The organism is Halomonas sp., from assembly GCF_034520545.1.
In the GTDB taxonomy this organism is placed as follows: domain Bacteria; phylum Pseudomonadota; class Gammaproteobacteria; order Pseudomonadales; family Halomonadaceae; genus Halomonas.
On record NZ_JAXHNN010000010.1, the window covers coordinates 1,048,140 to 1,071,952 of the forward strand.

The 23,813-nt window shown below is 64.9% G+C and carries 22 protein-coding genes; 7 read left to right on the top strand and 15 right to left on the bottom strand.

All coding sequences use genetic code 11. The features are described from left to right. Nucleotides 1-113 precede the first annotated feature (113 nt). Genes U5L98_RS13585 through U5L98_RS13600 form a run of 4 tightly spaced genes read left to right on the top strand, consistent with a single transcriptional unit; the run spans nt 114 to nt 2,672 of the window. The gene (locus tag U5L98_RS13585) at nt 114-1,610 is read left to right on the top strand and encodes a DUF1538 domain-containing protein (RefSeq protein WP_322558799.1); all 1,497 of its coding nucleotides are present in this window, start codon (nt 114-116) and stop codon (nt 1,608-1,610) included. Then, complete coding sequence (locus U5L98_RS13590) at nt 1,607-1,957, top strand: P-II family nitrogen regulator (protein WP_322558800.1); 351 nt, start codon at nt 1,607-1,609, stop codon at nt 1,955-1,957. Before U5L98_RS13585 ends, U5L98_RS13590 begins: the two co-directional genes overlap by 4 nt. Before the next feature lie 27 nt (nt 1,958-1,984). Continuing rightward, nucleotides 1,985-2,371 carry a CBS domain-containing protein gene (locus U5L98_RS13595; protein ID WP_322558801.1) on the top strand — a complete coding sequence of 129 codons (387 nt, stop codon included), beginning with the start codon at nt 1,985-1,987 and terminating at the stop codon, nt 2,369-2,371. A 13-nt stretch (nt 2,372-2,384) separates the two neighbouring features. Continuing rightward, nucleotides 2,385-2,672: a hypothetical protein gene (locus tag U5L98_RS13600; RefSeq protein WP_322558802.1), complete on the top strand. Its 288-nt coding sequence runs from the start codon at nt 2,385-2,387 to the stop codon at nt 2,670-2,672. A gap of 80 nt (nt 2,673-2,752) precedes the next feature. Here U5L98_RS13600 and pepN read toward each other — a convergent pair whose 3' ends face one another. The 4 genes from pepN to U5L98_RS13620 all read right to left on the bottom strand — a co-directional run bounded on the left by pepN (nt 2,753) and on the right by U5L98_RS13620 (nt 7,015). After that, nucleotides 2,753-5,386 (bottom strand): aminopeptidase N, encoded by a 2,634-nt coding sequence (pepN, locus tag U5L98_RS13605; protein WP_322558803.1) that lies wholly within the window; start codon nt 5,384-5,386, stop codon nt 2,753-2,755. A gap of 84 nt (nt 5,387-5,470) precedes the next feature. Continuing rightward, nucleotides 5,471-5,848, bottom strand: a complete 378-nt coding sequence (locus U5L98_RS13610; RefSeq protein ID WP_322558804.1) for a YbaN family protein — start codon at nt 5,846-5,848, stop codon at nt 5,471-5,473. A 122-nt stretch (nt 5,849-5,970) separates the two neighbouring features. Continuing rightward, complete coding sequence (locus tag U5L98_RS13615) at nt 5,971-6,456, bottom strand: YajQ family cyclic di-GMP-binding protein (RefSeq protein ID WP_151443101.1); 486 nt, start codon at nt 6,454-6,456, stop codon at nt 5,971-5,973. A 58-nt stretch (nt 6,457-6,514) separates the two neighbouring features. Beyond that, nucleotides 6,515-7,015, bottom strand: a complete 501-nt coding sequence (locus tag U5L98_RS13620) for a GNAT family N-acetyltransferase (RefSeq protein ID WP_322558805.1) — start codon at nt 7,013-7,015, stop codon at nt 6,515-6,517. 168 nt (nt 7,016-7,183) lie between these two features. Between U5L98_RS13620 and U5L98_RS13625 the strand changes: the two genes are divergently transcribed. Together U5L98_RS13625 and cobO are read left to right on the top strand one after the other, a co-directional pair. Next, entirely contained in the window at nt 7,184-8,680 is a 1,497-nt protein-coding gene (locus tag U5L98_RS13625) for a RimK family protein (protein WP_322558973.1), read from the top strand. A gap of 82 nt (nt 8,681-8,762) precedes the next feature. Continuing rightward, nucleotides 8,763-9,362 carry a cob(I)yrinic acid a,c-diamide adenosyltransferase gene (cobO, locus tag U5L98_RS13630; protein ID WP_322558806.1) on the top strand — a complete coding sequence of 200 codons (600 nt, stop codon included), beginning with the start codon at nt 8,763-8,765 and terminating at the stop codon, nt 9,360-9,362. 12 nt (nt 9,363-9,374) lie between these two features. On the opposite strand, the gene U5L98_RS13635 is transcribed toward cobO, so the two are convergent. From U5L98_RS13635 to U5L98_RS13685, 11 genes are all read right to left on the bottom strand, one after another. Next, nucleotides 9,375-10,670 carry an adenylosuccinate synthase gene (locus tag U5L98_RS13635; protein ID WP_322558807.1) on the bottom strand — a complete coding sequence of 432 codons (1,296 nt, stop codon included), beginning with the start codon at nt 10,668-10,670 and terminating at the stop codon, nt 9,375-9,377. Nucleotides 10,671-10,742: 72 nt separating this feature from the next. Then, on the bottom strand, nt 10,743-11,939 hold the full coding sequence (locus U5L98_RS13640) for an ATP phosphoribosyltransferase regulatory subunit (RefSeq protein ID WP_322558808.1): 1,197 nt from the start codon (nt 11,937-11,939) through the stop codon (nt 10,743-10,745). 175 nt (nt 11,940-12,114) lie between these two features. Then, the gene (gene hflC / locus U5L98_RS13645; protein WP_322558809.1) at nt 12,115-12,996 is read right to left on the bottom strand and encodes a protease modulator HflC; all 882 of its coding nucleotides are present in this window, start codon (nt 12,994-12,996) and stop codon (nt 12,115-12,117) included. Continuing rightward, complete coding sequence (gene hflK / locus U5L98_RS13650) at nt 12,997-14,232, bottom strand: FtsH protease activity modulator HflK (protein WP_322558810.1); 1,236 nt, start codon at nt 14,230-14,232, stop codon at nt 12,997-12,999. A 152-nt stretch (nt 14,233-14,384) separates the two neighbouring features. Beyond that, nucleotides 14,385-15,701 (bottom strand): ribosome rescue GTPase HflX, encoded by a 1,317-nt coding sequence (gene hflX / locus U5L98_RS13655; RefSeq protein ID WP_322558811.1) that lies wholly within the window; start codon nt 15,699-15,701, stop codon nt 14,385-14,387. A gap of 8 nt (nt 15,702-15,709) precedes the next feature. Continuing rightward, nucleotides 15,710-15,955: an RNA chaperone Hfq gene (hfq, locus tag U5L98_RS13660; protein ID WP_106229908.1), complete on the bottom strand. Its 246-nt coding sequence runs from the start codon at nt 15,953-15,955 to the stop codon at nt 15,710-15,712. A 123-nt stretch (nt 15,956-16,078) separates the two neighbouring features. Further along, nucleotides 16,079-17,017 carry a tRNA (adenosine(37)-N6)-dimethylallyltransferase MiaA gene (gene miaA / locus U5L98_RS13665; RefSeq protein ID WP_322558812.1) on the bottom strand — a complete coding sequence of 313 codons (939 nt, stop codon included), beginning with the start codon at nt 17,015-17,017 and terminating at the stop codon, nt 16,079-16,081. 4 nt (nt 17,018-17,021) lie between these two features. Next, the gene (gene mutL, locus U5L98_RS13670; protein WP_322558813.1) at nt 17,022-18,977 is read right to left on the bottom strand and encodes a DNA mismatch repair endonuclease MutL; all 1,956 of its coding nucleotides are present in this window, start codon (nt 18,975-18,977) and stop codon (nt 17,022-17,024) included. 131 nt (nt 18,978-19,108) lie between these two features. After that, entirely contained in the window at nt 19,109-20,569 is a 1,461-nt protein-coding gene (locus U5L98_RS13675; RefSeq protein ID WP_322558814.1) for an N-acetylmuramoyl-L-alanine amidase, read from the bottom strand. Then, nucleotides 20,566-21,069: a tRNA (adenosine(37)-N6)-threonylcarbamoyltransferase complex ATPase subunit type 1 TsaE gene (gene tsaE, locus U5L98_RS13680; RefSeq protein WP_322558815.1), complete on the bottom strand. Its 504-nt coding sequence runs from the start codon at nt 21,067-21,069 to the stop codon at nt 20,566-20,568. Before tsaE ends, U5L98_RS13675 begins: the two co-directional genes overlap by 4 nt. Then, complete coding sequence (locus tag U5L98_RS13685; RefSeq protein WP_322558816.1) at nt 21,050-22,585, bottom strand: NAD(P)H-hydrate dehydratase; 1,536 nt, start codon at nt 22,583-22,585, stop codon at nt 21,050-21,052. Before U5L98_RS13685 ends, tsaE begins: the two co-directional genes overlap by 20 nt. A gap of 134 nt (nt 22,586-22,719) precedes the next feature. Here U5L98_RS13685 and queG point away from each other — a divergent pair, with 134 nt between their 5' ends. Further along, the gene (gene queG / locus U5L98_RS13690; protein WP_416208246.1) at nt 22,720-23,787 is read left to right on the top strand and encodes a tRNA epoxyqueuosine(34) reductase QueG; all 1,068 of its coding nucleotides are present in this window, start codon (nt 22,720-22,722) and stop codon (nt 23,785-23,787) included. Nucleotides 23,788-23,813: the final 26 nt, after the last annotated feature.

The following is a 23,813-nucleotide window of genomic DNA, read 5'->3' on the forward strand; positions in this document are numbered from 1 at the left end:
CCATATCAAGCTGACTCTGCCGGCTGGCAAGTTATTGATGGTAGATTGTTCTCCGTAATGCCTCGCCCCGGCCGGGCAGGTGGGCAATCAACAGGGAAACCAGGGGGTCGGTCTTGGCTGAACCGTTCAGGGACTTCGCTTACGCCCTGCTTCATGCACTGCGCAACCTGATGCCCATCATCCTGGTGGTGGTGGCCTTCCAGGCGCTCCTGCTGCGCCATTGGCCGGAAGGTGGCCTGGCAATGGCCGGCGGTCTGCTGATCGTCGCCCTAGGCGTGGCGCTCTTCCTGAGGGGACTCGAGCTAAGCATCTTCCCGGTGGGCAAGCGTCTGGCCAACCAGTTCACCCGCCGGGGTTCCATGCCACTGCTGATGCTGTTCGGCTTCGCCATGGGGTTCTCGGCCGTAGTGGCAGAACCCGCCCTGATCGCCGTGGCGGAACAGGCCAAGGAGATCAGCTCGGGACGCATCGACGCCCTTACCCTGCGCCTGATCGTCGCCACCTCGGTTGGGCTGGTCATGGCGCTAGGTGTCTTCAGGGTGATCCTGGGCCACCCCCTGCACTGGTACATGATCATCGGCTACGTGCTGGTGGTCATGATCACCTTCTTCGCTCCCGAGGAGATCGTCGGCCTGGCCTACGACTCGGGCGGTGTGACCACCAATATCGTCACCGTGCCGCTGATCGCAGCCCTGGGCATCGGCCTGGCGTCATCGATCCAGGGGCGGAACCCGTTGATCGACGGCTTCGGTCTGGTGGCACTGGCGGTGATGGTGCCGATGATCAGCGTGCAGCTCTACGGCATCCTGGTCTTTGGCGACACGGCCAGCGCGGTGGGGAACGCCGTGCTGATTGACACCCAGGCGAAGGTCGATGCCCCGGGAGGCATGCTGGCGATGATACTCGAGCTGTTCGCCATGCTACGTGACGTGCTGCCGATCATCCTGGTGATCCTGTTTTTCCAGTACCTCATTCTCAAGCGCCCGATGGCCAACCCCCTCAGGGTAGCTACCGGCTTCGCCCTGGTGATCGTCGGGCTCTATGCGTTCGTGATAGGCCTCAAGCTGGGGCTCTTCCCGATCGGCCGCAACATGGCGGGGCAGTTGATCGCCCTGGACTCCTGGTTGTGGGTCTATCTGTTCGCCTTCTGTATCGGTTTCGCCACCACCATGGCCGAGCCGGCCCTGCTCGCCGTGGGCCAGCAGGCCGAGGAAGCCGCCGCGGGCAAGATCCAGGGCAGTGTCATTCGGCTGCTGGTGGCGCTGGGGGTGGCCATCGGCATCACCCTCGGTGTGCACCGCATCATCAGCGGTGACTCCATCCATCACTACATCATCGGCGGCTATCTGCTGGTGATCGTGCTTACTTTCCTGGCACCACGCTACATTGTGGCGCTAGCCTTCGACTTGGGAGGCGTGACCACCTCCGAGGTGACGGTTCCGCTGGTGACCGCACTGGGCATCGGCCTGGCCAGTCAGATCGAGGGCCGCAACGTGCTGATCGACGGCTTCGGGCTGATCGCCTTCGCCTCGATCTTTCCTATCGTGACCGTAATGGGCTATGCCATTCTGATGGATAGAGTGGCCAAGACGAGAGACAAGACGCCATGAAATTTTCCCTGCTTGTCGCCATCGTTCCTGAGGAAATGGAGAAGGAGTGCATCGACGCCGCCACCCACGCGGGAGCCGTGGGCATGACCCTGATGGCGGGGCGCGGTATCGGCGGCGAACGCAAGAAGACGTTCTTCGGCCTGACCTACGAAGGCAGCCAGAGCGTGATGTTGATGACCCTCGAGAAGGGCCTGTCGCTCAAGGTGCTCAAGGCCATCAAGCACCTCCTCAACCCCACGGACGAAGATTCCAAGGGCCTGGTGATGACGCTGCCCGTGGAACACCTAGGCGGCATCGACATGTCACAGATCAAGCGCTTCGAGGAACGCCTCAGGCATGAAGCCTGACCTTTCTTCCACCGACGGAGTAACGCGATGCTGGTCAAGGACATCATGATGCGCGACGTGGTGACGGTGTCACCCTTCGCGACCCTGCGGGACGCCTTGAGCCTCATGAAACAGCACAACCTCAAGAGCCTGGTAGTCGAGCAACAGGATCCCCACGATGCCTGGGGACTGATCACCTATACCAACATCCTCAAGACGATCGTCGCCGAGAACGGCGACATCGACCTGATCAATGTCTACGACGTCTGCGCCAAGCCTGCCCTAGGCGTTGGCCAATCGCTGGACGTGCGACATGTCGCCGGGCTGATGACCAGCAACGTCGTCAAGCGGGTACTGGTGCTGGACGACAACCGGCTCCTCGGGCTGGTCACCATGGATGACATCGTCGGCACCGTTCTCGACATGATCGAATAGGAAGGCCGGCCTCATGGAAGATGTCTTCGCCTTCATCGGCAACGCCTTCGGAGAGTTCATCCGCTTTATCGTCGATGGCCTCACCAGTTTCTTCGCCAACATCGGCAACGCGGCCCGCAGCTTCATGCAGGGCCTTTCCGAGTCGCTGGGCATTCCCCTTACACTGATCAACCTGGTGGTACTGGTGATCGGCCTGTGGCTGCTGTGGAAGGGCGTCGCCGCGCTGATGCGAACTGCCATCGTCGCCACCCTGGTCTGGTGGCTGTTGGGGGTGACGGTACTCAGCTGGCTGATCCGATGACTTCCCCCTGCCCCGACGCAAGAGCGCCGCCCCGTGGGGCAGAGCTCTGCTCTTCAGGCAACATGAATCACGTGTCTGCCTCAGGCGAGGGCTTTTTCAACCACCTCATACACGTTCGGCGAGAGCTCCTCGGCGCGGATACGCTCTAGCTCGCCCTTCATCAGCTCCTGGCGCGCCTCGTCGAAGCGTGCCCAGCGCGTCAGCGGGGTAATCATGCGGGCGGCGATCTCCGGATTGAGGCGGTTCAGCTCGATCACGGTGTCGGCCAGCAACCGATAACCTGCCCCGTCGTCACGGTGGAAATTCACCGGGTTCTGATTGGCGAAGGTACCGATCAACGCTCGCACCTTGTTGGGATTCTTCAACGAGAAAGCCGGGTGCTCCATCAGGAACTTGACGCGGTCGAGCACGTCCGATTGCGGGCGGGTCACCTGAATGGCGAACCATTGGTCCATCACCAGCGGATCGTGGGCCCACTTAGCGCCAAAGGCCTTTAGGGCCGGGTCGGCGATGTCACCGCGCGAACTGTGCACCAGCAGGGTCAGGGCGTGACGCACGTCAGTCATGTTGTGGTCGGCCTCGAACTGCTCACGGGCCAGCTCGAGACCCGCCTCATCCTCGATGGCCATGAGGTAGGAGAGTGCCACGTTACGCAGGCTGCGCGCGGCGATCTGCTCGGGCTCCGGCGCATAGGGAGCGTCGTCCTGGTTCTCGTGATAGACGCGCAAGAAGTCATCCCGCAGCGCCAGGGCTAGGCGCTGCTTGACGAAGGTGCGGGCGGCATGGATGGCATCCACGTCGACCAACGGCTGTTGCTCGGCGATATACGCTTCGGAGGGCAGCGTCAGCATCTGGGCCAGCACTGCCTTGTCGTCGATCTCCGCCGCCAGCAGGCTACGGAAGGCCTCGACCACCCGGGGGTCCATCACCTTCTCGACGCCATTGCGATGGGCCGCGATCAGGTCGTCCATCGCCAGCAGGGCCAGGCGCTGCCCGGCGTCCCAGCGGTTGAAGCCGTCGGAGTCCTTGGCCTGCAGGAACGCCAGGTCCTCGCGGCCGAAAGGGAAGTGCAGCCTGACCGGTGCCGAGAAGCCACGCAGCAATGAAGGTATCGGAGCCTCACTGACATCGGTAAACAGGAACTCCTGCTCTTCCTCACGCAGATGGATCACTGCATCGCTGCCCAGCGACTCGCCATCCAGGGTCAGCCGCAGGTCGCGGCCGGACTTGGTACCCACCAGCCCCAGGCGCACCGGAATGTGCAGGGCCCGCTTGTCCGGCTGACCCGGCGTCGCCGGAGTCCGCTGGCGCAGGATGAGCCGATACTCGGCGTTGGCGTAGTCATACTCGCCGTGGGCATCGATCTCCGGCGTCCCCGCCTGGGAGTACCAGAGCATGAACTGGGCGAGGTCCTGGCCCGAGGCCTCGGCCATGCAATTCACGAAGTCCTCGATGGTCACGGCCTGGCCATCGAAGCGCGCGAAATAGAGGTCACTCCCGCGGCGGAAGGCCTCCTCCCCCACCAGGTTCGAGAGCATACGCACGATCTCGGCCCCCTTCTCGTAGATGGTAAGGGTGTAGAAGTTGCCGATCTCGATGTAGTGGTCGGGCCGCACCGGATGCGCGGTGGGGCCGGCATCCTCGGCGAACTGGGCGGTGCGGAAGAAGGAGACGTCTTCGATGCGCTTGACCGGCGCCGAGTTGGTATCCGCCGAGAAGCACTGGTCACGGAACACCGTGAAGCCTTCCTTGAGAGAGAGCTGGAACCAGTCACGACAGGTGACCCGGTTGCCGGACCAGTTGTGGAAGTACTCGTGAGCAACGATGCCCTCGACACGCTGGAAGGCCCCATCGGTGGCGGTGTGGGGGTGGGTCAGCACCGCAGCCGAGTTGAAGATGTTGAGGCCCTTGTTCTCCATGGCGCCCATGTTGAAGTCATTGACCGCCACGATCATGAAGAGGTCCAGGTCGTACTCCCGGCCATAGGCCTCCTCGTCCCACTGCATGGCACGTTTCAACGAGGCCATGGCGTGGTCGGTCTTGTCGAGGTTCTCCTCCTCGACCCAGATCTGCAGGGTCACGTCACGCCCGCTCATGGTGGTGAAGGAATCCTCGACCTTCTTCAGGTCGCCGGCCACCAGGGCGAACAGATAGCTGGGCTTGGGATGCGGGTCTTCCCAGGTGACGAAGTGGCGACCGCCGGGCAGCTCGCCGCGTTCCACCGGATTGCCATTGGAGAGCAGCACCGGCTCCTGCTCTGCGCTACCGATCACCGTGGTGGAAAAGGTGGCCATGACGTCGGGGCGATCCGGATAGAAGGTGATGCGACGGAAGCCCTCGGCCTCGCACTGGGTGCAGAACATGCCGCTCGAACGGTAGAGCCCCGACAGCGCAGTGTTACCGTCGGGTGCGACCTCGACCTCGGTGTCGAGCTGGAAGGCCTCCGGCACGCGATGCACGACCAGATTGGCCTCGCCGACCTCGTACTCGTCCGGCTCCAGCGGCTGACCATCGATGGCGATGGCCTTGAGCGCAAGCTGTTCGCCGTCCAATTCCAGGGGAGCACCGGCCTCGCGCTCCGGGTGGCGCTCGATGTGCAGGCACGCCTTGACCCGGGTAGCGTTCGGATCGAGGTCGAATGTCAATTCGGTACGAATCACACGGTAGGCGGGCGGACGGTAGTCACTCAGATAGGTCGGCTGCGGTTCTGACATCGAGGATGGCTCCTGTCGGTGATAGCCGGCCATTGTACGGCGCCACGCGCCTGGAGCTCAAAGTAATGCGACGAACGCACTCGATCAACGGGCGACGACGGGCTCGGGACGCGACAGGATCCAGGCGCCCACCAGGCAGAGTCCGGCAATCAGCGACAGCTTGAGCCACCAAAGGCTCACGGTGAGCGCCAGCACCAGCATCGAGACGGCCAGCATGGCGGAGGCAAGCCACTTGGCATGGCGGGGAATCGCTCGCTCGCACTCCCAGGCGACCACGGCGGGGCCGAAGTGCGGATGCTCGCGAATCCACAGGGCGAATCGCGGAGATCCCTTCGTGGCCGCCCATACCGCCAGCAGCATGAAGCAGGTGGTCGGCAGCAAGGGCAGGAAAGCACCTACTACGCCCAGCCCGAAGCTGACCCAGGCCAGGGCGAGGAAGGCGATACGACGAACGATGGGCATCAATCGCTCACTCCCGAACATCAGGTATTCACCTCATTTAAGAGCATTCTGCCACGCCGTGCCAATCACAAACGGCTATGGACAACATCGGGCTGACCTGAATCAAGGCGCCACGACGGCCGTCAGTCGCGGAAGTTGTCGAACTGTAGTGGCAGGTCGGGGCCGCCCTCACCCCGCAGGAGGGCCATGACGGCCTGGAGATCATCGCGTTTCTTGCCGGTTACCCGGACCTTTTCGCCCTGAATCTGGGCCTGGACCTTCAGCTTGCTGTCCTTGATGCGCTTGACAACGTCCTTGGCCTCCTTCTGATCGAGCCCCTGCTTGAGCGTCACCTCCTGGCGAGCCCGAACCCCGGAGAGCACCGGTTCCTGAACATCCATGCAGCGGGCGTCGATGCCGCGACTGATCAGCTTGTTGCGCAACACGTCGAGCATCTGCTTGAGCTGGAAATCGACCTCGGCTTCGAGGGAGACGGTCTCGCCATTGAGCTCGAAGCTCGCCGTGACGCCCTTGAAATCGAAACGGGTCTGGATCTCACGATTGGCCTGATCCACGGCGTTGCTGGCTTCGTGCTTGTCGAACTCGGAAACGATATCGAAGGAGGGCATGAGCATATCCCGGTAGATGGTTGATCGGTGGTGCAGGGTGACGAATGGCGTGATTCTATCAGCCCTCAGAGGCCTGCGCGGCCCCTTGTTCGGGCAGCAGCGGTTTGGCCATCTGCCAGCCCGCACAGCCGTCCTCGTAGTAGTCGCTCAGCCAGCGCTCCGGGCGAAAGCCCATCCGTCGATAGAGTCCCAGAGCCACGCGATTGTCGACGCGCACTTCGAGGCCCAGCACCTCGGCATCACGCGCTTTTGCTTCGGCCTCCAGAGCCTCCAGCAGCCTGCGGCCCAAGCCGCTGCCCCGAGCGTCCGGATGCACGCAGAAGGAGTAGAGCCGGGCACGACGGGTCCCGCGACGAAACAGCAAGGTGCCATAGCCCAGCAGCCTCATTGGGGAGAGATCCTCGGCGTCACGCTCCGCGACCAGGGTCAGGGCATGCGCGCGATTGAGCAGGTGCCAGAGCTGTCGACGACTGAAACGGTCGCCGGTGAAGGCCACCTGCTCCAGGCGGTACAGCGCATCCAGGTCATGAGAGAGGGCCTGGCGCAGAGTGACGGTCATCTCGAATCTCCCGAAATCTCGGCACGATTGTGATCATGGTCATTATCGCTGTCAGCGGCGTTGACCATGAAATCTTTTCACTCGAATCCTGACTTGTCCGGGAGCGGGCTCAGGAGCATGCTGGCCGCATTCCGGCGGCGCCCCGCCGCCCAGCACGGAAGCCCTAACATGTGTCCGCTGCGCATCGTCGTCGACCGACTGGAAGACTGGCAGCCTTACTATCCCTCCGAAGACCTGATCACCGCCGATGACTTCCTCGCCCAGGACCGGCAACACCGCATCGCCGACGTTCAGAATCGCACCACCCATGTGATCAACCTGTGCAGCGAGTTCGACTATCTGGGCATCGGTTACTATGTCTCACTGCTGGCCCAGGCGCGGGGACAGCGAGTACTGCCCACGGTCGAGACCCTCAACGCGCTGGGCCGCAAAACCCTGGTCGATCTTCAGCTCGACGGCCTGGCCCCGCTGCTCGGCGACCTGGCTCGCCAGGGCACCCTGCCCGGTGACCAGTTGACCCTGCGCGTGATGTTCGGCGAGTGCCGAGAGCCGGGGCTGGCGAAGCTGGCCCGCCGGCTCTTCGAGCGACTGCCCTGCCCGTTGCTCGAGGCCCGCCTGGTGCGTCGCCACGATGCATGGCAGCTGTCGCGCCTGCGGCCACTGCACCTGCGCGACTTGGCACCGGAGGAGCAGGGTCTGTTCGCCACGGCCCTCAACCGTCACTCCCGCAAGGTATGGCGCACGCCCAAGGCGCGTCGCCGTTACCGCTTCGACCTGGCGGTCCTGGTTGATCCACAGGAAGCTCTGCCCCCCAGCAATCGCGGTGCGCTGAAGGCCTTCATCCGCGCCGGACGCAAGCTGGGTATCGATGTCTCGCTGGTCACCCGCAAGGATGCCGGCCGACTCGCCGAATTCGACGGCCTGTTCATCCGTGAGACGACCGCCCTCGACCATCATACCTACCGCCTGGCCCGGCTGGCGGAACACGAAGGGCTGGTGGTGATCGATGCCCCCCGAGACATCCTGCGCTGTACCAACAAGGTCTACCTGCACGCCCTGCTGCGGGCCCGAGGCGTTCCGGCGCCGTCGGGTATCCTGCTCAAGCGCGGCGACCGCCGCCCGCTGGATGAACAGATCTCGGGCCTCGGCTTCCCGCTGGTGCTGAAGATTCCCGACGGCGCCTTCTCCCGGGGCATCGTCAAGATCGAATCGACAGAGCAGCTCGAACGCGAGGCCAACAGGCTGTTCGCCACCTCGGCCCTGCTGCTGCTCCAGGAATGGCTACCCACAAAATACGATTGGCGAATCGGCGTGCTCGACGGCCAGGTACTGTTCGCCAGCCGCTACTTCATGGCCCGCGGCCACTGGCAGATCTACGACCACTCCGGCGGCCGGGTGAAGAGCGGCGGCTTCACCACCCATCATCCCGCCGAGGTCCCGGCGACAGTCATCAAGGCGGCACTCAAGGCCACACGACTGATTGGCGACGGTTTCTACGGCGTTGATCTCAAGCAGGCCGGCGACCGGGTGGTGGTGATCGAGGTCAACGACAACCCCAACGTGGACGCCGGCATCGAGGATGCTGTGCTCGGCCACACGCTCTACGAGCGCATCATGGCGGTCTTCCTGGCACGCATGGAGGAAAGGGTGCGCGAGCGGTCGTAAGCCACGGGATGCTGACGCTCATCCGGTTCTGGCGTATGCTGACGCCTTCCTGAACAAGCCTTGTACAAGAGTTGGAGCCAAGATGAGCGATCGCGACACCCGCCACCAGCAGGCCATGCAGAAACTCAAATCCCGCGTCGACGAGAAGGTCGCCGAGGCAACCGAACAGCGCGGGCTGCTGCTGGTCTTCACCGGCAACGGCAAGGGCAAGACCACTGCCGCCTGGGGCACCGTAACCCGCGCCCTGGGCTACGGCTACAAGGCTGGCGTGGTGCAGTTCATCAAGGGGCTTTGGGAGTGCGGCGAGCGCGAGCGGCTGGTCGAGGATCCCAACCTCGAGGTAGCCATCATGGCCACCGGCTTCACCTGGGATACCCAGAACCGCGAAGCGGACACTGCCGCTTGCCGCGAGGTGTGGGCCGACGCCGAGCGGATGCTCGCCGACCCTGAGGTCTACCTGGTGGTGCTGGACGAGATCACCTACATGCTCAAGTTCGGCTACCTGGACATCGAGACGGTGAAGCGCGCCATCGATAACCGCCCGCCGGAGCAGACGGTGATCATCACCGGGCGCAACGCCCACCGAGATCTCATGGCCATGGCCGACACCGTCACCGAGATGCAGGAGGTGCGCCACGCCTTCAACAATGGCGTCCAGGCGCGGCGCGGCATCGACTATTAAGCCTGCTGGCGCTCAGCCCTCGAAGGGATTGCGCAGCACGATAGTCTCGTTGCGGTCCGGTCCGGTGGAGATGATGTCGATGGAGGTACCGACCTTCTCTTCCAGGAAGCTGATGTAGGAGCGCGCATTGGCGGGCAGGTCCTCGACACGACGTACCCCCAGAGTCGACTCGCTCCAGCCTGGCAGATCCTGATAGAGCGGCTCGATGGCCTCGTAGCCTTCGGAGTCCACCGGGGTGTCGAGCACTTCGCCATCCTTGCTGCGATAGCCCACGCAAACACGAATATTCTCCAGGCCGTCGAGCACATCGAGCTTGGTCAGGCAGATACCTGACACCGAATTGATCTGCACAGCATGACGCAGCGCCACGGCATCGAACCAGCCACAGCGACGCGGGCGGCCGGTGGTAGCACCGAACTCGTGGCCCTTCTCGGCCAGGTGACGGCCGTGATCGTCGAATAGCTCGGTCGGGAAGGGACCGGAGCCGACCCGGGTGGTGTAGGCCTTGGTAATACCCAGCACATAGTCCAGGTAGAGCGGCCCCACCCCCGAGCCAGTGGCGGTGCCACCGGCGGTGGTGTTGGAGCTCGTCACGAAGGGGTAAGTGCCGTGGTCGATATCAAGCAAGGAGCCCTGGGCTCCCTCGAAGAGTATGTTCTCTCCGGCGCGACGCATCTCGTGAACCAGGCCCACGGTGTCGCAGACCATGGGGCGCAGCTCCACGGCAAAGGCCATGGCCTGATCGAGCACCTGCTGGAAATCCACCGGTTTCTCGCCGTGATATTGAGTCAGCACGAAGTTGTGATAATCCAGCACCTCGCCGAGCTTGGAGGCGAAACGCTCGCGGTGAAGGATATCGCCGAGACGCAGGCCCCGCCGTGCCACCTTGTCCTCATAGGCCGGGCCGATGCCACGGCCGGTAGTGCCGATCTTGGCGATGCCGCGGGCCCTCTCGCGGGCCTGATCCAGGCGCACGTGATACGGCAGGATCAGCGGGCAGGCCGGCGACAGACGCAGGCGCTCTCGCACCGGCACCCCCTTGCCCTCCAGTTCGCGGATCTCCTCCATCAGTGCCTCGGGGGACAACACCACGCCGTTACCGATCACGCAGATCTTGTCATCGCGCAGAATACCCGAGGGGATCAGGTGCAGGACGGTCTTCTCGCCATCGATGACCAGGGTATGCCCGGCATTGTGCCCGCCCTGGAAGCGCACCACTGCAGAGGCGGATTCGGTGAGCAGGTCGACTACCTTGCCCTTGCCTTCGTCACCCCACTGGGTGCCCAATACGACTACATTCTTGCCCATTGTGCTCTCGTCTCTCGTTGCGGCACCGCGCCCGTGTCCAGGCCCAGGGCCGAGGTCATTGCCAACGGACCCTCAGGCCCGGTCCTGTGGCGTCTCCAGGAAGCGTGGCTCCCAGCGACCATCGATACGTTCCAGCCGGCGGTCGCAGCGGTGTTCCGCCGGACCGGTGCGCTGCCCGGGTAGCGCCTGGACTACCCTCTCACCTCGCTGGCGAAGTACCTGGAGGGCCTCCGCCAAACCCTCTCCCTCGGCCGGTGCCCAGATGCCATCCGGCTCGGGCTCGGCGGGGTCCAGGGTGGCCAGCAGCTTGAGATCCATCGAGAAGCCGGTGGCCGGCCGGGCCCGGCCGAAGGCGCGGCCAGTATCGTCGTAGCGCCCACCCTTGGCCAACGCCTGGCCGTAGAGCGGCACATAGGCGGCGAACATCATGCCGGTGTGGTACTGATAGCCCCGCAGCTCGGCCAGGTCGAAGTAGGGTTCGACCCCGGGGTACTCGGCGAGCACGCCGTCAACCAGGGAACGCAGCTGGTCAAGCGCCGCGCCCACCGGCTGGGGAGCCTCCTCGAAAGCCTCGCGGGCCGCATCCAGCACCTCGATTCCCCCGTGCAGGTCACCCAGGGCATGGAACATCGCCGCCAGCCTCGGATCGTCCACGCTATCCTCCACCCGCGCCGCCAGTTCGCCCGGCGACTTGAGGGCCAGCGCGTCGAACAGTGCGCGTTCCTGGTCGGCATCGAGGCTCGCGGCCTGCACCAGGCTACGGTAGATGCCGATATGGCCCAGCGCCAGGTGGATCTCCCGAGCCCCGGCGGTCTCGAGACTGGCCAGTGCCAGGCACAGGATCTCGAGGTCGGCCTCCAGGCCGGCATGACCGAACAGCTCCACGCCGACCTGCACCGGGCTGCGCCCGCCCTGATACTGGTCCGCCTTGGCACGCAGCACATTGGTGCAATAGCAAAGCCGCACCGGCCCCTGACGACGCAAGGAGTGCGCATCCATGCGCGCCACCTGGGGGGTGACATCGGCGCTCACGCCCATCATTCGGCCTGTCATCTGGTCGGTGAGCTTGAAGGTCTGCAGATCGAGTTCGGTACCAGTGCCGGTAAGCAGGGAGTCCAGGAACTCGACCGGGGGCGGCATCACCTGGTCGTAGCCCCAGCGGTGATAAAGATCGAGCAACGCACGGCGCAGTTCCTCCATGCGACTGGCCTGAGGCGGCAATACTTCATCCATGCCGTCGGGAAGCAGCCAGCGGTCAGCGATGGTCATGTCGTTAATCCTGCAAGACGATGGTTGGCCTGCGACGACACCCGAGTCGTGCTGGCGAACGGGTGCGCCGGGAGTGAAGAGGCCACAAAAAAACCGGGCCACGCCCGGTTTATGGATTCTACCACGATTGCTAGCCGGTTGAACCCCGGCGGGCGGCGCACCGCCCACCAGGAGATCAGTCGCTCGTGCCCTGCGGGCTCTTGAGGTACTGGAAGAAATCGCTGGAGGGATCCAGCACCAGCACGTTGTCGTCACCCGCGAAGCTGTCGCGATAGGCGTTGAGACTGCGCCAGAAGCTGAAGAACTCCTCGTCCTTGCCGTAAGCATCGGAGAAGATCGCAGCGGCCTCGGCGTCACCCTCACCGCGCAGGGTCTCCGAGCGGGCACGGGCCTGGGCCAGCAGCACCTGGCGGCGGCGGTCGGCATTGGCGCGGATGCGCTCGGCCTCCTCCTGGCCCTGGGCCCGCCACTCACGGGCCTGGCGCTCACGCTCCGAGCGCATGCGCTCGTAGACCGCCGAAGAGACATCCTCGGGCAGGTCGATGCGCTTGACCCGGATGTCGCGAATCGCCACGCCCAGCTCATCGCGCATCAACGCATCGAGGTCCTCAGTGGGCCCTGTCATCAGATCATCGCGACGCTCGGCAATGATCTGCTGAAGGTTCAGGCGACCGAACTCGTTACGCAGGCTCTCGTCGACCCGCGGTTGGATGAGTCGACTGGCCATCAGCTCGTCGCCGGCCGTGGCCTCGTAGTAACGGGTCGGGTTGACCACCTGCCACTGGACGTAGGAGTCGACGATGACCGCCTTCTGCTCCAGGGTCAGGTAGCGACTGGGATCGGTATCCAGCGTCAGCAGCCGGGTATCGAAGGTCCGCACCGTCTGGGTGATCGGTACCTTGAAGTGCAGGCCGGGCTGGATGTTCTCCTCGATGACCTCGCCGAAGCGCAGCTTGACCGCACGCTCGGTCTCGTCGACCACGTAGAGGCTGTTGCTGGCAAGCCACGCCACGGCGGCCAGGCCACCGACGATGAGCAGGGAACGATTATTGATCATTTAGCGGCCCTCCCTGCTGATACCACTGTTGCTGTTACTGCTGTTACTGCTGTTCGACGACTGGCTCGAGCGCATGCGCTCGAGCACGCGGGGATCCAGCCCATCGTTGCTACCCGACTGGTCAGCTGCACCGGATGTACCGGCGCTACTGAGACGTTCCAGCGGCAGGACCATCAGCGGGCTGTTCTCGGACACGTCGACCATCACCTTGGCGGTATTGCCGAACACCTCGCTGAGGGCATCGAGATAGAGACGCTCACGCATGATCGACGGGGAATCCTCGTACTGGCCGAGCAGCGCATTGAAGCGGTTGGCCTGGCCCTCCGCCTCGGCGACCACGGATTCGCGATAGCCCTGGCCCTGCTCGACGAGACGCTGGGCCTGGCCCTGAGCCTCGGGGATGATGGCGTTGGCGTAGGCGATGCCCTGGTTGATGGTGCGCTGGCGATCCTCGCGGGCCCGAATGACATCGTCAAAGGCATCCTGGACAGCGTCGGGCGGCGCAGTAGACTCGACGTTGAGCGTCTGCAGCAGGATGCCGGTGCCGTAGTTGTCCAGGTAGGACTGCAGGCGACTGGACACCGAGCTGCCGAGGATCTCGCGACCGGAGGTCAGGATGTCGATCATGTCGGTCCCGCCGACCACATGCCGCAGCGCCGAGTCCAGGGCGTTCTCGAGGCTGAGCTCGGGATTGCGCACGTTGAGCACATAGTCGCGCGGATCGGCAACCTGATACTGAGCCGACATCTCGACGGAGACGATGTTCTCGTCCTGGGTCAGCATCGACTGAGTCTGAGTGACGGAGCGCACACGCGTCACGTTGACCATGCGCACGTCATCGATCAGCGGCGGGTTCCACTGCAGGCCGGGAGTGACCACTTCCTGGAACTCGCCAAAACGCAGCACTACCCCGCGTTCTGACTGATCGACCAGGTAAAAGCCTGAGGCCGCCCAGATCGCCAGGGCGACTACGATCAGCAGACCTGGCAGGGTAAAGGCATTGCGCGGCTTGCTACCGCCGCCCTTACCGCCGGAACCTCCTTTCTTGCCCCCACGGCCGCCGAGCATGTTGTTGAGTTTGTCCTGAAACTTCTTCAGGGCCTCGTCGAGGTCGGGCGGGCCCTGATTGCCACCGCCCTTGCCTCCACCACCACTACCACCGCCGCCATTACCACCGCGGCCACCCCCGCTCCAGGGGTCGTGCTGGTTGCCACCACCAGGCTCATTCCAGGCCATACGTCGTCTCCACTATGCATTGCATTCCGCCACCAAGCGCTACAGCGACGGATATCGGTTGCGAACCTGCGGGTATCGCCCGGCACAGCCCGGCGGCCCTGTCATCGTGTTGAGGTTGCTGACCTGACTGCCAGCAGACCGATCTTCTCATGTCATGCTTCCCACACAGGCGTCGCCTGCAGCGCCAGCGGCAGATAGTCGTCAGCGCGCTCGCCCAGTCGCGCCATCAGTTGCAGGAAATCGCGCCGTGGCGTGCGCACTTCAAGCAGGGTATGTCCCTGGTCGTCGAAGCGCTCATCGCGTACCACCCCGAGATCGTGCAGCCCGGCTCGAAGCCTGCCCTGCTCAGGGGCCAGGCAGAGCTCGAAGTCGATGATGTCATCGGCCAGGCACTCCGAGAGCGCCTGTTCCAGTAGCTCAAGTCCCTTGCCCTCGCGAGACGATAACCAGACCACCTCGGGCCTGCCCTCCCCATCGCGCTCGATACGCGGTGAGCTGTCGAGCAGGTCGATCTTGTTCATCACCTTGAGGGTCGGTACCTCGAGGGCCCCGATCTCGTCGAGCACCGCCTCGACCTGAGAGACGTTGAGCTCGCGATCCGGGTCGGCGGCATCGATCACGTGCACCAGCAACGAAGCCTCGGCGGCCTCCTGCAGGGTGGCGCGGAAGGCTTCGACCAGCTTGTGGGGCAGGTGACGGATGAAGCCCACGGTGTCGGCCAATACCACCGGCCCCACGTCCTCGATCTCCAGACGGCGCAGCGTGGGGTCGAGGGTAGCGAAGAGCTTGTCGGCCGCATAGACCCTGGCGGACGTGAGGGCGTTGAAGAGCGTGGACTTGCCGGCGTTGGTGTATCCCACCAGCGAGACGCTGGGGATCTCCGCTCGGGAACGGGCCCGACGATTCTGGCTACGCTGGCTGCGTACCTTGTCGAGCCGCTTATGGATCGCCTTGATGCGCGCGCGCAACAAGCGGCGATCGGTCTCGAGCTGGGTCTCACCCGGGCCCCGCAGACCGATACCGCCCTTCTGGCGTTCCAGGTGAGTCCAGCCGCGCACCAGCCGGGTCGACATGTACTCGAGCTGGGCGAGTTCCACCTGGAGTTTGCCCTCATGGGTCCTGGCACGCTGGGCGAAGATGTCGAGAATCAGACCCGTGCGATCGATTACCCGGCACTTGAGCTCACGCTCCAGATTGCGCTCCTGGGAGGGGCTAAGGCTGTGGTTGAAGATCACCAGCTCGGCCTGATGCGCAGCCTTCGCCTCGCGCAGCTCTTCGAGCTTGCCCGACCCCACGAAAGTGCGAGAATCGGGCCGCTTGCGACTGCCAGTGATCAGTGTGGCCGGCTCCGCACCGGCCGAGCGCACGAGTTCCAGGAATTCACCGGCATCCTCGCGCTCCTGCTCGTCCTGAAAATCCACATGGACGAGGATCGCCGTTTCGCCGGCGTCGGGACGTTCAAAAAACAATCAATACCTCACGCGTCAGGATCCGGCTGCGCATCCGGGGCCGGCAGGCGCACGTTGCGCGAGGGCACCACGGTGGAGATGGCGTGCTTGTAGACCATCTGGCTGACGGTGTTGCGCAGCAGAATGACAAACTGATCAAAGGACTCGATCTGACCCTGCAGCTTGATGCCGTTGACCAGGAAAATCGATACCGGAATGCGCTCCTTGCGCAGGATGTTCAGGTACGGGTCTTGAAGGGACTGCCCTTTGGACATGTTGCTCTCCCTGAAGTCTCTCTGGGGGTTGATGTTATGTCGATCTTGGTCGCTCCCGCCAGGGGGCAACGCTGAATACGCCGAGGGGCCTGTCGAGCTAGCCACTAAAAGGGTTATCTTACGCTAAGTGCCGAATTCGCGCACGAGTTTCAAAACCTCGCTCAGGGGATCGAGGCCCAGACTATCGACCCAACGAAGCGCCGGCCAGCTGCGCATCCAGGTCAATTGACGCTTGGCCAGCTGGCGGGTCGCGATGATGCCCCGCCTTTCCAACTCGCCATGCCCATACTCCCCCTCGAGATGAGCCCATGCCTGGCGATAGCCCACGCTCTTCATGGCGGGTAACGACGCATCGAGATCGTCGCGGTCCCTCAGAGCCGCCACCTCATCGATGAGCCCGGCATCGAGCATCGTCGTAAAACGCTGCGCGATGCGTGCATGAAGCGTTGCGCGGTCAGAAGGTGCAAGCCCTATCGACAGCGTGCGCCAGGGAAAGGTTTCACGGTGCTGCTCGTCCCAAAGTTCACTAAGGGAGCGGCCTGTCAGCCGATAGACCTCCAGCGCCCGCATCAGTCGCTGGGGATCATTGGGATGGATCCGCGCCGCCGAGCGCGGGTCGACCCGACTCAGCTCCTCGTGCAGCACCCCCAGGCCATGGCGCGACCTCCTGTGCTCCAGCTCGATGCGCACCGCAGTATCCGCTGCCGGCAAGTTGGCTACCCCTTCGAGCAGATGCTTGAAGTACATCATGGTGCCACCCACCAACAGTGGCGCCTTGCCGGCGTCGCTGATTCGGCGCATCTCGCTCAGGGCGTCTTCGCGAAAGTCGGCGGCGGAATAGGGCTCGGACGGGTCACGGATATCGATCAGCCGGTGCGGCGCCCGAGCAAGCTCCTGCGGCGAAGGCTTGGCGCTGCCGATGTCCATGCCGCGGTAGACCATCGCCGAATCGACGCTGACCAGCTCGCAGCCCAGTCGCTCGTGCAGCGCGATGGCCAGGTCGGTCTTGCCGGCGGCGGTAGGCCCCATCAGCAGGATGGCGGGGGGGCGCTCATCGACCATGGATCTATTGCCCGCGCATGAAGAGGCGGTCCAGCTCCTTCATGCTCATCTCGGTCCAGGTAGGGCGGCCGTGGTTGCACTGGCTACTGCGCTCGGTGCGTTCCATGTCACGCAACAGGGCGTTCATCTCCTCGAGCCCGAGTTGGCGATTGGCCCTCACGCTGCCGTGGCAGGCCATGGTCGAAAGCAGCTCGTTGATGTGCGCCTCGATCCGGTCGGAGCGGCCATAGCGCTCCAGGTCGGCAAGCATGTCACGTATCAATGGCTCTACGTCGGCATCGGCGAGCAGCACCGGTACCTGGCGCACCAGCAGGGTCTCGGGGCCGGCAACGTCGAGCTCCACGCCGAGTCGCGCGAAGGCATCATGATCGGCTTCGGCGGTGGCCACCTCGGCAGGGCTTGCCGCCAGCGACACCGGCACCAGCAGCGGCTGGGCCTGCAATCCTCCTTCACTCCCGCCACCGCCGTGGACCTGGGTCTTCATTCGTTCGTAGACGATGCGTTCGTGAGCGGCATGCATATCCACTATGACAAGGCCACGCTCGGTCTGGGAGAGGATGTAGACCCCGTGCAGTTGGGCCACGGCATAGCCCAGCGGCGGCGCGCGGGTTGTGTCCTGCTCGGGCATCGCCGGGCGCGGGCTCCGAGCCGTCGACGAGGCGCGACGCTCCTCGAAGGCCACGCCCGCGGCACTACCGCCGGGGGCCGGGGCAGCCGGCTGTGGCGTCAGCAGGCTCTCCTCATGCTCGGGATGCAGTGCCCGATAACCTTCCATAAAGGCCCGCACCCGGTTCGGCGTCACTCCGTCACGAGCCCCGTCACCGGCCCCTTCCCCCTGCCCCGGCAGCGACATCGGCTGCTGCTGCCAGGCGGGCGCCGCCTCGCGAACGCCATCTTCCGCCTGCGGCGCCTCGGCGGCGGCATCGCGTTCACCGCCCTCGCCGGCTCGGGCCTCGCCCAGCGCACGATGCAGGCTAGAGAACAGGAAATCGTGGACCATGCGACCGTCGCGGAACCGCACCTCATGCTTGGTGGGATGAACGTTGACATCCACGACCCTGGGGTCGACCTCGAGGTAGAGCACGAACACCGGATGGCGGCCGTGGAATAGCACATCGCGGTAGGCCTGGCGGATGGCATGCGCGACCAGACGATCGCGCACCACACGGCCATTGACGAAGAAGTACTGCTGGTCGGCCTGGGCCCGGGAGTGCGTGGGCAGCCCGACCCAGCCCGACAGGCGCAACCCCCCCACCTCCAGGTCCAGGTGCAGGGCATTCTCCAGGAAGGCCTTGCCGAGCAGGGACTGGAGGCGGCGTTCCCGAGCCACCGGTTCATCGCCGGGCGGCAACTGATGGAGGGTCTTGTGGTTGTGGCGCAGCACCCAGCCGATGTCGAAGCGCGACAGCGCTTGACGTCGGAAGGCCTCCTCTACGTGGCCGAACTCGGTCTTCTCGGTACGCAGGAACTTGCGACGCGCCGGGGTGTTGAAGAAGAGGTCACGCACCGTCACCGAGGTGCCGCGCGGATGCGGGGCCGGGGTCACACGAGGTTCCATGCGCCGCCCCTCGGCCACCACTCGCCAGCCACTGCGCGGGTCCTCGTCGGTATTCGAGGTAAGCTCGAGGCGCGCCACCGAGCTGATCGAGGCCAGGGCCTCGCCGCGGAATCCCAGGCTCGCCACTTCCTCGAGTTCTTCCAGTGAGACAATCTTGCTGGTGGCATGGCGCGACAGCGCCAAGGGCAGGTCGGCCTCGCCGATGCCGCTCCCGTCGTCCCTCACGCGGATCGTCCGGGCACCGCCATTTTCAAGCTCGACCTCGATGCGCCGGCTGCCGGCATCGATGGCATTCTCTACCAGCTCCTTGACCACCGAGGCAGGACGCTCGACGACCTCGCCGGCCGAGATCTGGTTGGCCAGGCGAGGATCGAGTATCTGGATATGTCGCTTCTCTGACATGTTGCTCCATGCAAGCTGTAAGCCGCAGCCGTACGCCGCTAGCCGTAAGAAGTAAGATCGGACGCTTCAGCGCCTGGAAGAGTGCAAGAGGAACACCTATCTGCGCTTCCATCTTCCAGCTCTCCGAAGGGTCAGGATCGGGGAATCCGCAGCACCTGTCCTACCCGGATGATGTCACCATTGAGTTCGTTGGCCTGCTTGATCTGAGTGACCGGCACACCGTGACGGGCGGCGATCTCGGAGAGGGTGTCGCCGGGCTGGATGCGATACTCGTTGCCCCCGGGGCTGCGGTTACGGTCACGCTGCCAGGCCAGCAAGCTGGCCGGCGGTGGATTGCGCTGGAAGTGGCCACGGATGCCGCCGAAGATGGCCTGAACCACCTTCTGCTGATAAGCACCGTCGCGAAGCCGTCGCTCTTCATCGGGATTGGAGATGAAGCCAGTCTCGACCAGCAGCGAGGGGATGTCCGGCGACTTGAGTACCATGAAGCCGGCCTGCTCGACGCGTGACTTGTGAAGCCGGTTGACCCGCCCGAGCTGGTCGAGCACCTGGCCGCCGATGGTCAGAGAGTCGTTGAGGGTCGCGGTCATGGTCAGGTCGAGCAGCACGCCACGCAGCACCTCGTCCTTGTCATCCAGCGACAGGCTGCCGTCGACACCACCGATCAGGTCGGCCTCATTCTCGCTGGCGGCCAGCCACTGGGCGGTCTCCGAAGTGGCCCCCCGCTGGGACAGGGCATAGACCGAGCTGCCGTTGGGCCGCGGGCTGTTGAAGGCATCGGCATGAATCGACACGAAGAAATCGGCCTTCTGCTCACGGGCGATCCGGGTCCGCTGGCGCAGTCCGATGTAGTAGTCGCCATCGCGGATCATCACCGCCCGAAAGCCCTCCGCGGCATTGACCAACCGCGCCAGGCGCTTGGCCATCTCCAGCACCACATCCTTCTCACGAGTCCCCGCCGGCCCGATGGCACCCGGGTCCTCGCCGCCATGCCCGGCATCGATGGCGATGATGATATCGCGCTTGGGGTGCGCCTTGGCCGATCCCAGGACCTCGGCGGCCGTGACGTCGGCCGGGTTGCGACCCTGGGCCACCGCCTCGCTGCGGGCGCGATCGGCGGCGATCTCCTGTTCGCGGATCATCGCCTCGATGGGATCGATGGGGTCCTCCACCGCGCTCTCGCCGGGATACTCCAGATCCACCACCAGGCGATGGCCATACTGGTCGTTGGGCGCGAGGGTAAAGTGGCGGGGCTCGACCTCCCGCTTGAGTTCCAGCACCACCCGCAGGCCATTGCCGTCACGCACGCCGGTGCGCAGGGTACTGATGGCACTCCCCTCGAGGTCCAGCCGGTCGACGTTGGCATTGAGCTGGCTGTCGTCCAGATCGATCACCAGGCGACGCGGGTTATCGAGGCTGAAGACATTGGCTCGGGCTGGCGAGGAGAGGTCGAAGACCAGGCGAGCATGGTCGGGTGCCGCCCAGAGGCGAAGGTTGTCGACGCTGGACGCAGCGGCCAGGCCACTGGCCAACCACAGCAGCAGTCCCCCTAGCCCGACCAGCAGGCGTCCAAGCCGTATCATGCGTGTCATCGCGCTGCGTCACCTTCTGTGTCCAGGCCACATCTGGCCAGCGACGGCATCGCCGTCAGGCGCTCGAGTACCGCTCGGCCATTTTCGCTGCGGGCCTCGAGCGTCGCCTCACGACCACTGTCGGCCAGTCGGAGGGTCACCTCAAGATCCGGAGCAGGTAGCCACCCCTCTCCCCGCTCAGGCCACTCGATCACGCAGAGCGCATCCTCGGCGAGCAGGTCACGGCCGCCGATGAACTCAAGCTCTTCGGGATCCCCCAGGCGATAGAGGTCAAAATGATGCACAAGGACACCGTCCAGCTCGTAGGGCTCCACCAGCGTATAGGTGGGGCTCTTGACTGCACCCTGGTGGCCACAGGCGCGCAGGATGCCGCGAGCAAGGGTGGTCTTGCCGGCCCCCAGCTCGCCGGTCAGGTACACGCGACCATGACCCTCCAGGGCTCGCCCCAGGCACTCGCCGAAGGCAACCTGGCAGTCTTCGTCATCGAGTCGCAGCTGCATCGTTCTCGCCCATCGTCGGGTTGACCAGAATTCGTGCACAGGATGCCAGATCGCCGGCCAGCAGGCCACGCTCGCCCGCTTGCCGAGCCGCCATGTCGCCAGCCAGGGCATGCACCAGCACGCCCAGCCGGACCGCCGGCTCGAGGGGCAGCCCCTGCGCCAGCAGCGCTCCCAAGATACCCGAGAGCGCATCGCCCATGCCGCCGCTGGCCATGCCCGGATTGCCCGACGGGCAGACGGCAAGACCCTCGGGGCCGGCAACCAGGCTGCCGGCGCCCTTGAGCACCACCACGCCGCCATAGCGTCGTTGCAGGGCCAGAGCCGCCGCGGGCCGATCGGCTTCGATCTCAGCGGCAGAAAGACCCAACAGCCGGGCCGCCTCGCCGGGATGCGGCGTAAGGACCCAGTTCTCACGATATTGGCCGTTGTAGTGTGACGCCAGGAGGTTGAGGGCGTCGGCGTCCACCACCAGCGGCCTGTCGGTCGCCAGTGCCACCTGCAGCATGCCCTGCCCCCAGCTCCCCTGGCCGAGTCCCGGCCCGACCACCAGCACACCGGCATGTTCCGGCAGTTCGCCGAGATCTCCGGCACCGCGCACTCCATGAACCATCACCTCGGGGCGACGCACCAGGCTCGCCGTCACATGCTCGGGAGCCGTGGCGAGGCTCACCTTGCCGGCGCCGAGCCGCGCACACGCCTCGGCGGCGAGCAGTGCCGCCCCGCCGAGGCCGGGGGCCCCACCCAGCACCAGCGCATGGCCGAAGTCGCCCTTGTGGGCGCTGCGTTCCCGCGGCGGCAGCCAAGCCCCGATCATGCCGGCATCGAGCAGGCGTGCCGCGGGCACGAGGTCTGTCTCAGCCTCGGCATCGACGCCCAGGGCACGGAAGTCGATCTCCCCCGCCTGAGCCGGCGCTGCCCCGGTATGCAGGCCCAGCTTGTCGCCAATGAAAGTTACCGTCCGCACGGCCTGCACCGCGACTCCCAGAACCGCGCCGGTATCGGCATGCAGCCCCGAGGGAATATCGATGGCCAACACCTGCTGGCCGCCGGCATTTATGGCCTCGATCGCTTCTCGGGCCTCGCCGCGAACCTTGCCACCCAGGCCGGTACCCAGCAGGGCATCGACTATCACCTCACCCTCGAGGGTGAGACCGGATCGCCAGGGCACAGCCTCGACACCCGCCGCCGTGGCCATGTCGGCGGCGCGTCTGGCATCGCCGGACAGCTCCTCGAGCGGCTTGAGCAGGATGCGCTGAACGGCAAGCCCCTCGGCGGCGGCCAGCGCCGCCAGTACGTGGCCATCGCCGCCGTTGTTGCCGCCCCCGCAGATCACGCTCAGCGAGCGCACCCCGGGCCAGCGGGTCTTCAGGCTCTGCCAGGCGGACGCGGCCGCGCGCTGCATCAGGGCAAAGCCCTCGATGCCGGCGGCGATGGTACGTTGATCGAGTTCGCGCACCTGGTCGGCGCGAAAGAGCGGCCGACAGTGCGTAGCTGGGGGATTGGCTTCCCGGGTCATGCGATGTCTCCTCGTTCGGGATGCTTTATCATACGAGTGTAAATTCTCTGCGCCCCACGCCAAGCTTCGGGGCCGATCTGCATGGTGTTTTCTCGATAATGACTTCTGCGTCCACTCCAGGTGACGAACCCGACATGACCGGCCTCGCCGAGCGGATCAAGACCTGGGGCCGCGAGCTCGGATTTCAGGAAGTCGGCATCACCGACGTCGACCTGACCAAGGACGAGCAGCGCCTGGCGGATTGGCTCGCAGCCGGACACCACGGCGAGATGGGCTTCATGGCCAAGCACGGCACCAAGCGCACCCGGCCGGCGGAGCTGGTCCCGGGCACTATGCGGGTGATCTGCGTGCGCCTGGACTACCTGCCCGCCGAGGTGGAAACGACGAAGGTGCTGGGCCAGCCGGAAACTGCCTACGTCTCCCGCTATGCCACCGGGCGCGACTATCACAAGCTGATGCGCAAGCGGCTGGCCACCCTGGCAAAATGGATGGAGGTCGAGGTGGGCTCCTTTGGCTACCGCGCCTTCGTCGACTCGGCACCGGTAATGGAGCGAGCCCTGGCCCGCAAGGCGGGGCTGGGCTGGTTCGGCAAGAATGCCATGTTGCTCAACCCCAAGGCAGGCTCGCTGTTCTTCCTGGGCGAACTTTACACCGACCTGCCGTTGCCGGTGGATGCCCCCTTCGAGGGCGACCACTGCGGCAGTTGCAGCGCCTGCCGAACCGCCTGCCCCACCGGCGCCATCGTCGAGGATCGAGTGGTGGATGCCCGAGCCTGCATCTCCTATCTGACCATCGAGCTGTTCGGGGCCATTCCCGAGCGCTACCGGGAGGCCATGGGCAACCGGGTGTTCGGCTGCGACGACTGCCAGCTGGTCTGCCCCTTCACACGCTTCACCCGGGTCTCCCATGAGGCCGACTTCGCCCCGCGCCATGACCTGGACCGCGCGAGTCTCGTTTCGCTCTTCGCCTGGGGCGAGGAAGAGTTTCTGGAGAAGACCGCCGGCAGCCCGATACGCCGCATCGGTTACGAACGCTGGCTGCGCAACCTCGCCGTGGGGCTCGGCAACGCCCCGTGGAGCGAGGCCGTGGAAGCCGCCCTGATGGCCCGGCTGCCCTACCCCTCCGACCTGGTCCGCGAGCACGTACGCTGGGCCCTGACCCGCCAGCGGCAGAAGCGCCAGCAATTGATTGCCAGCAGCTGAGCCGAGTGGAAGGTTCCGGCACAGCC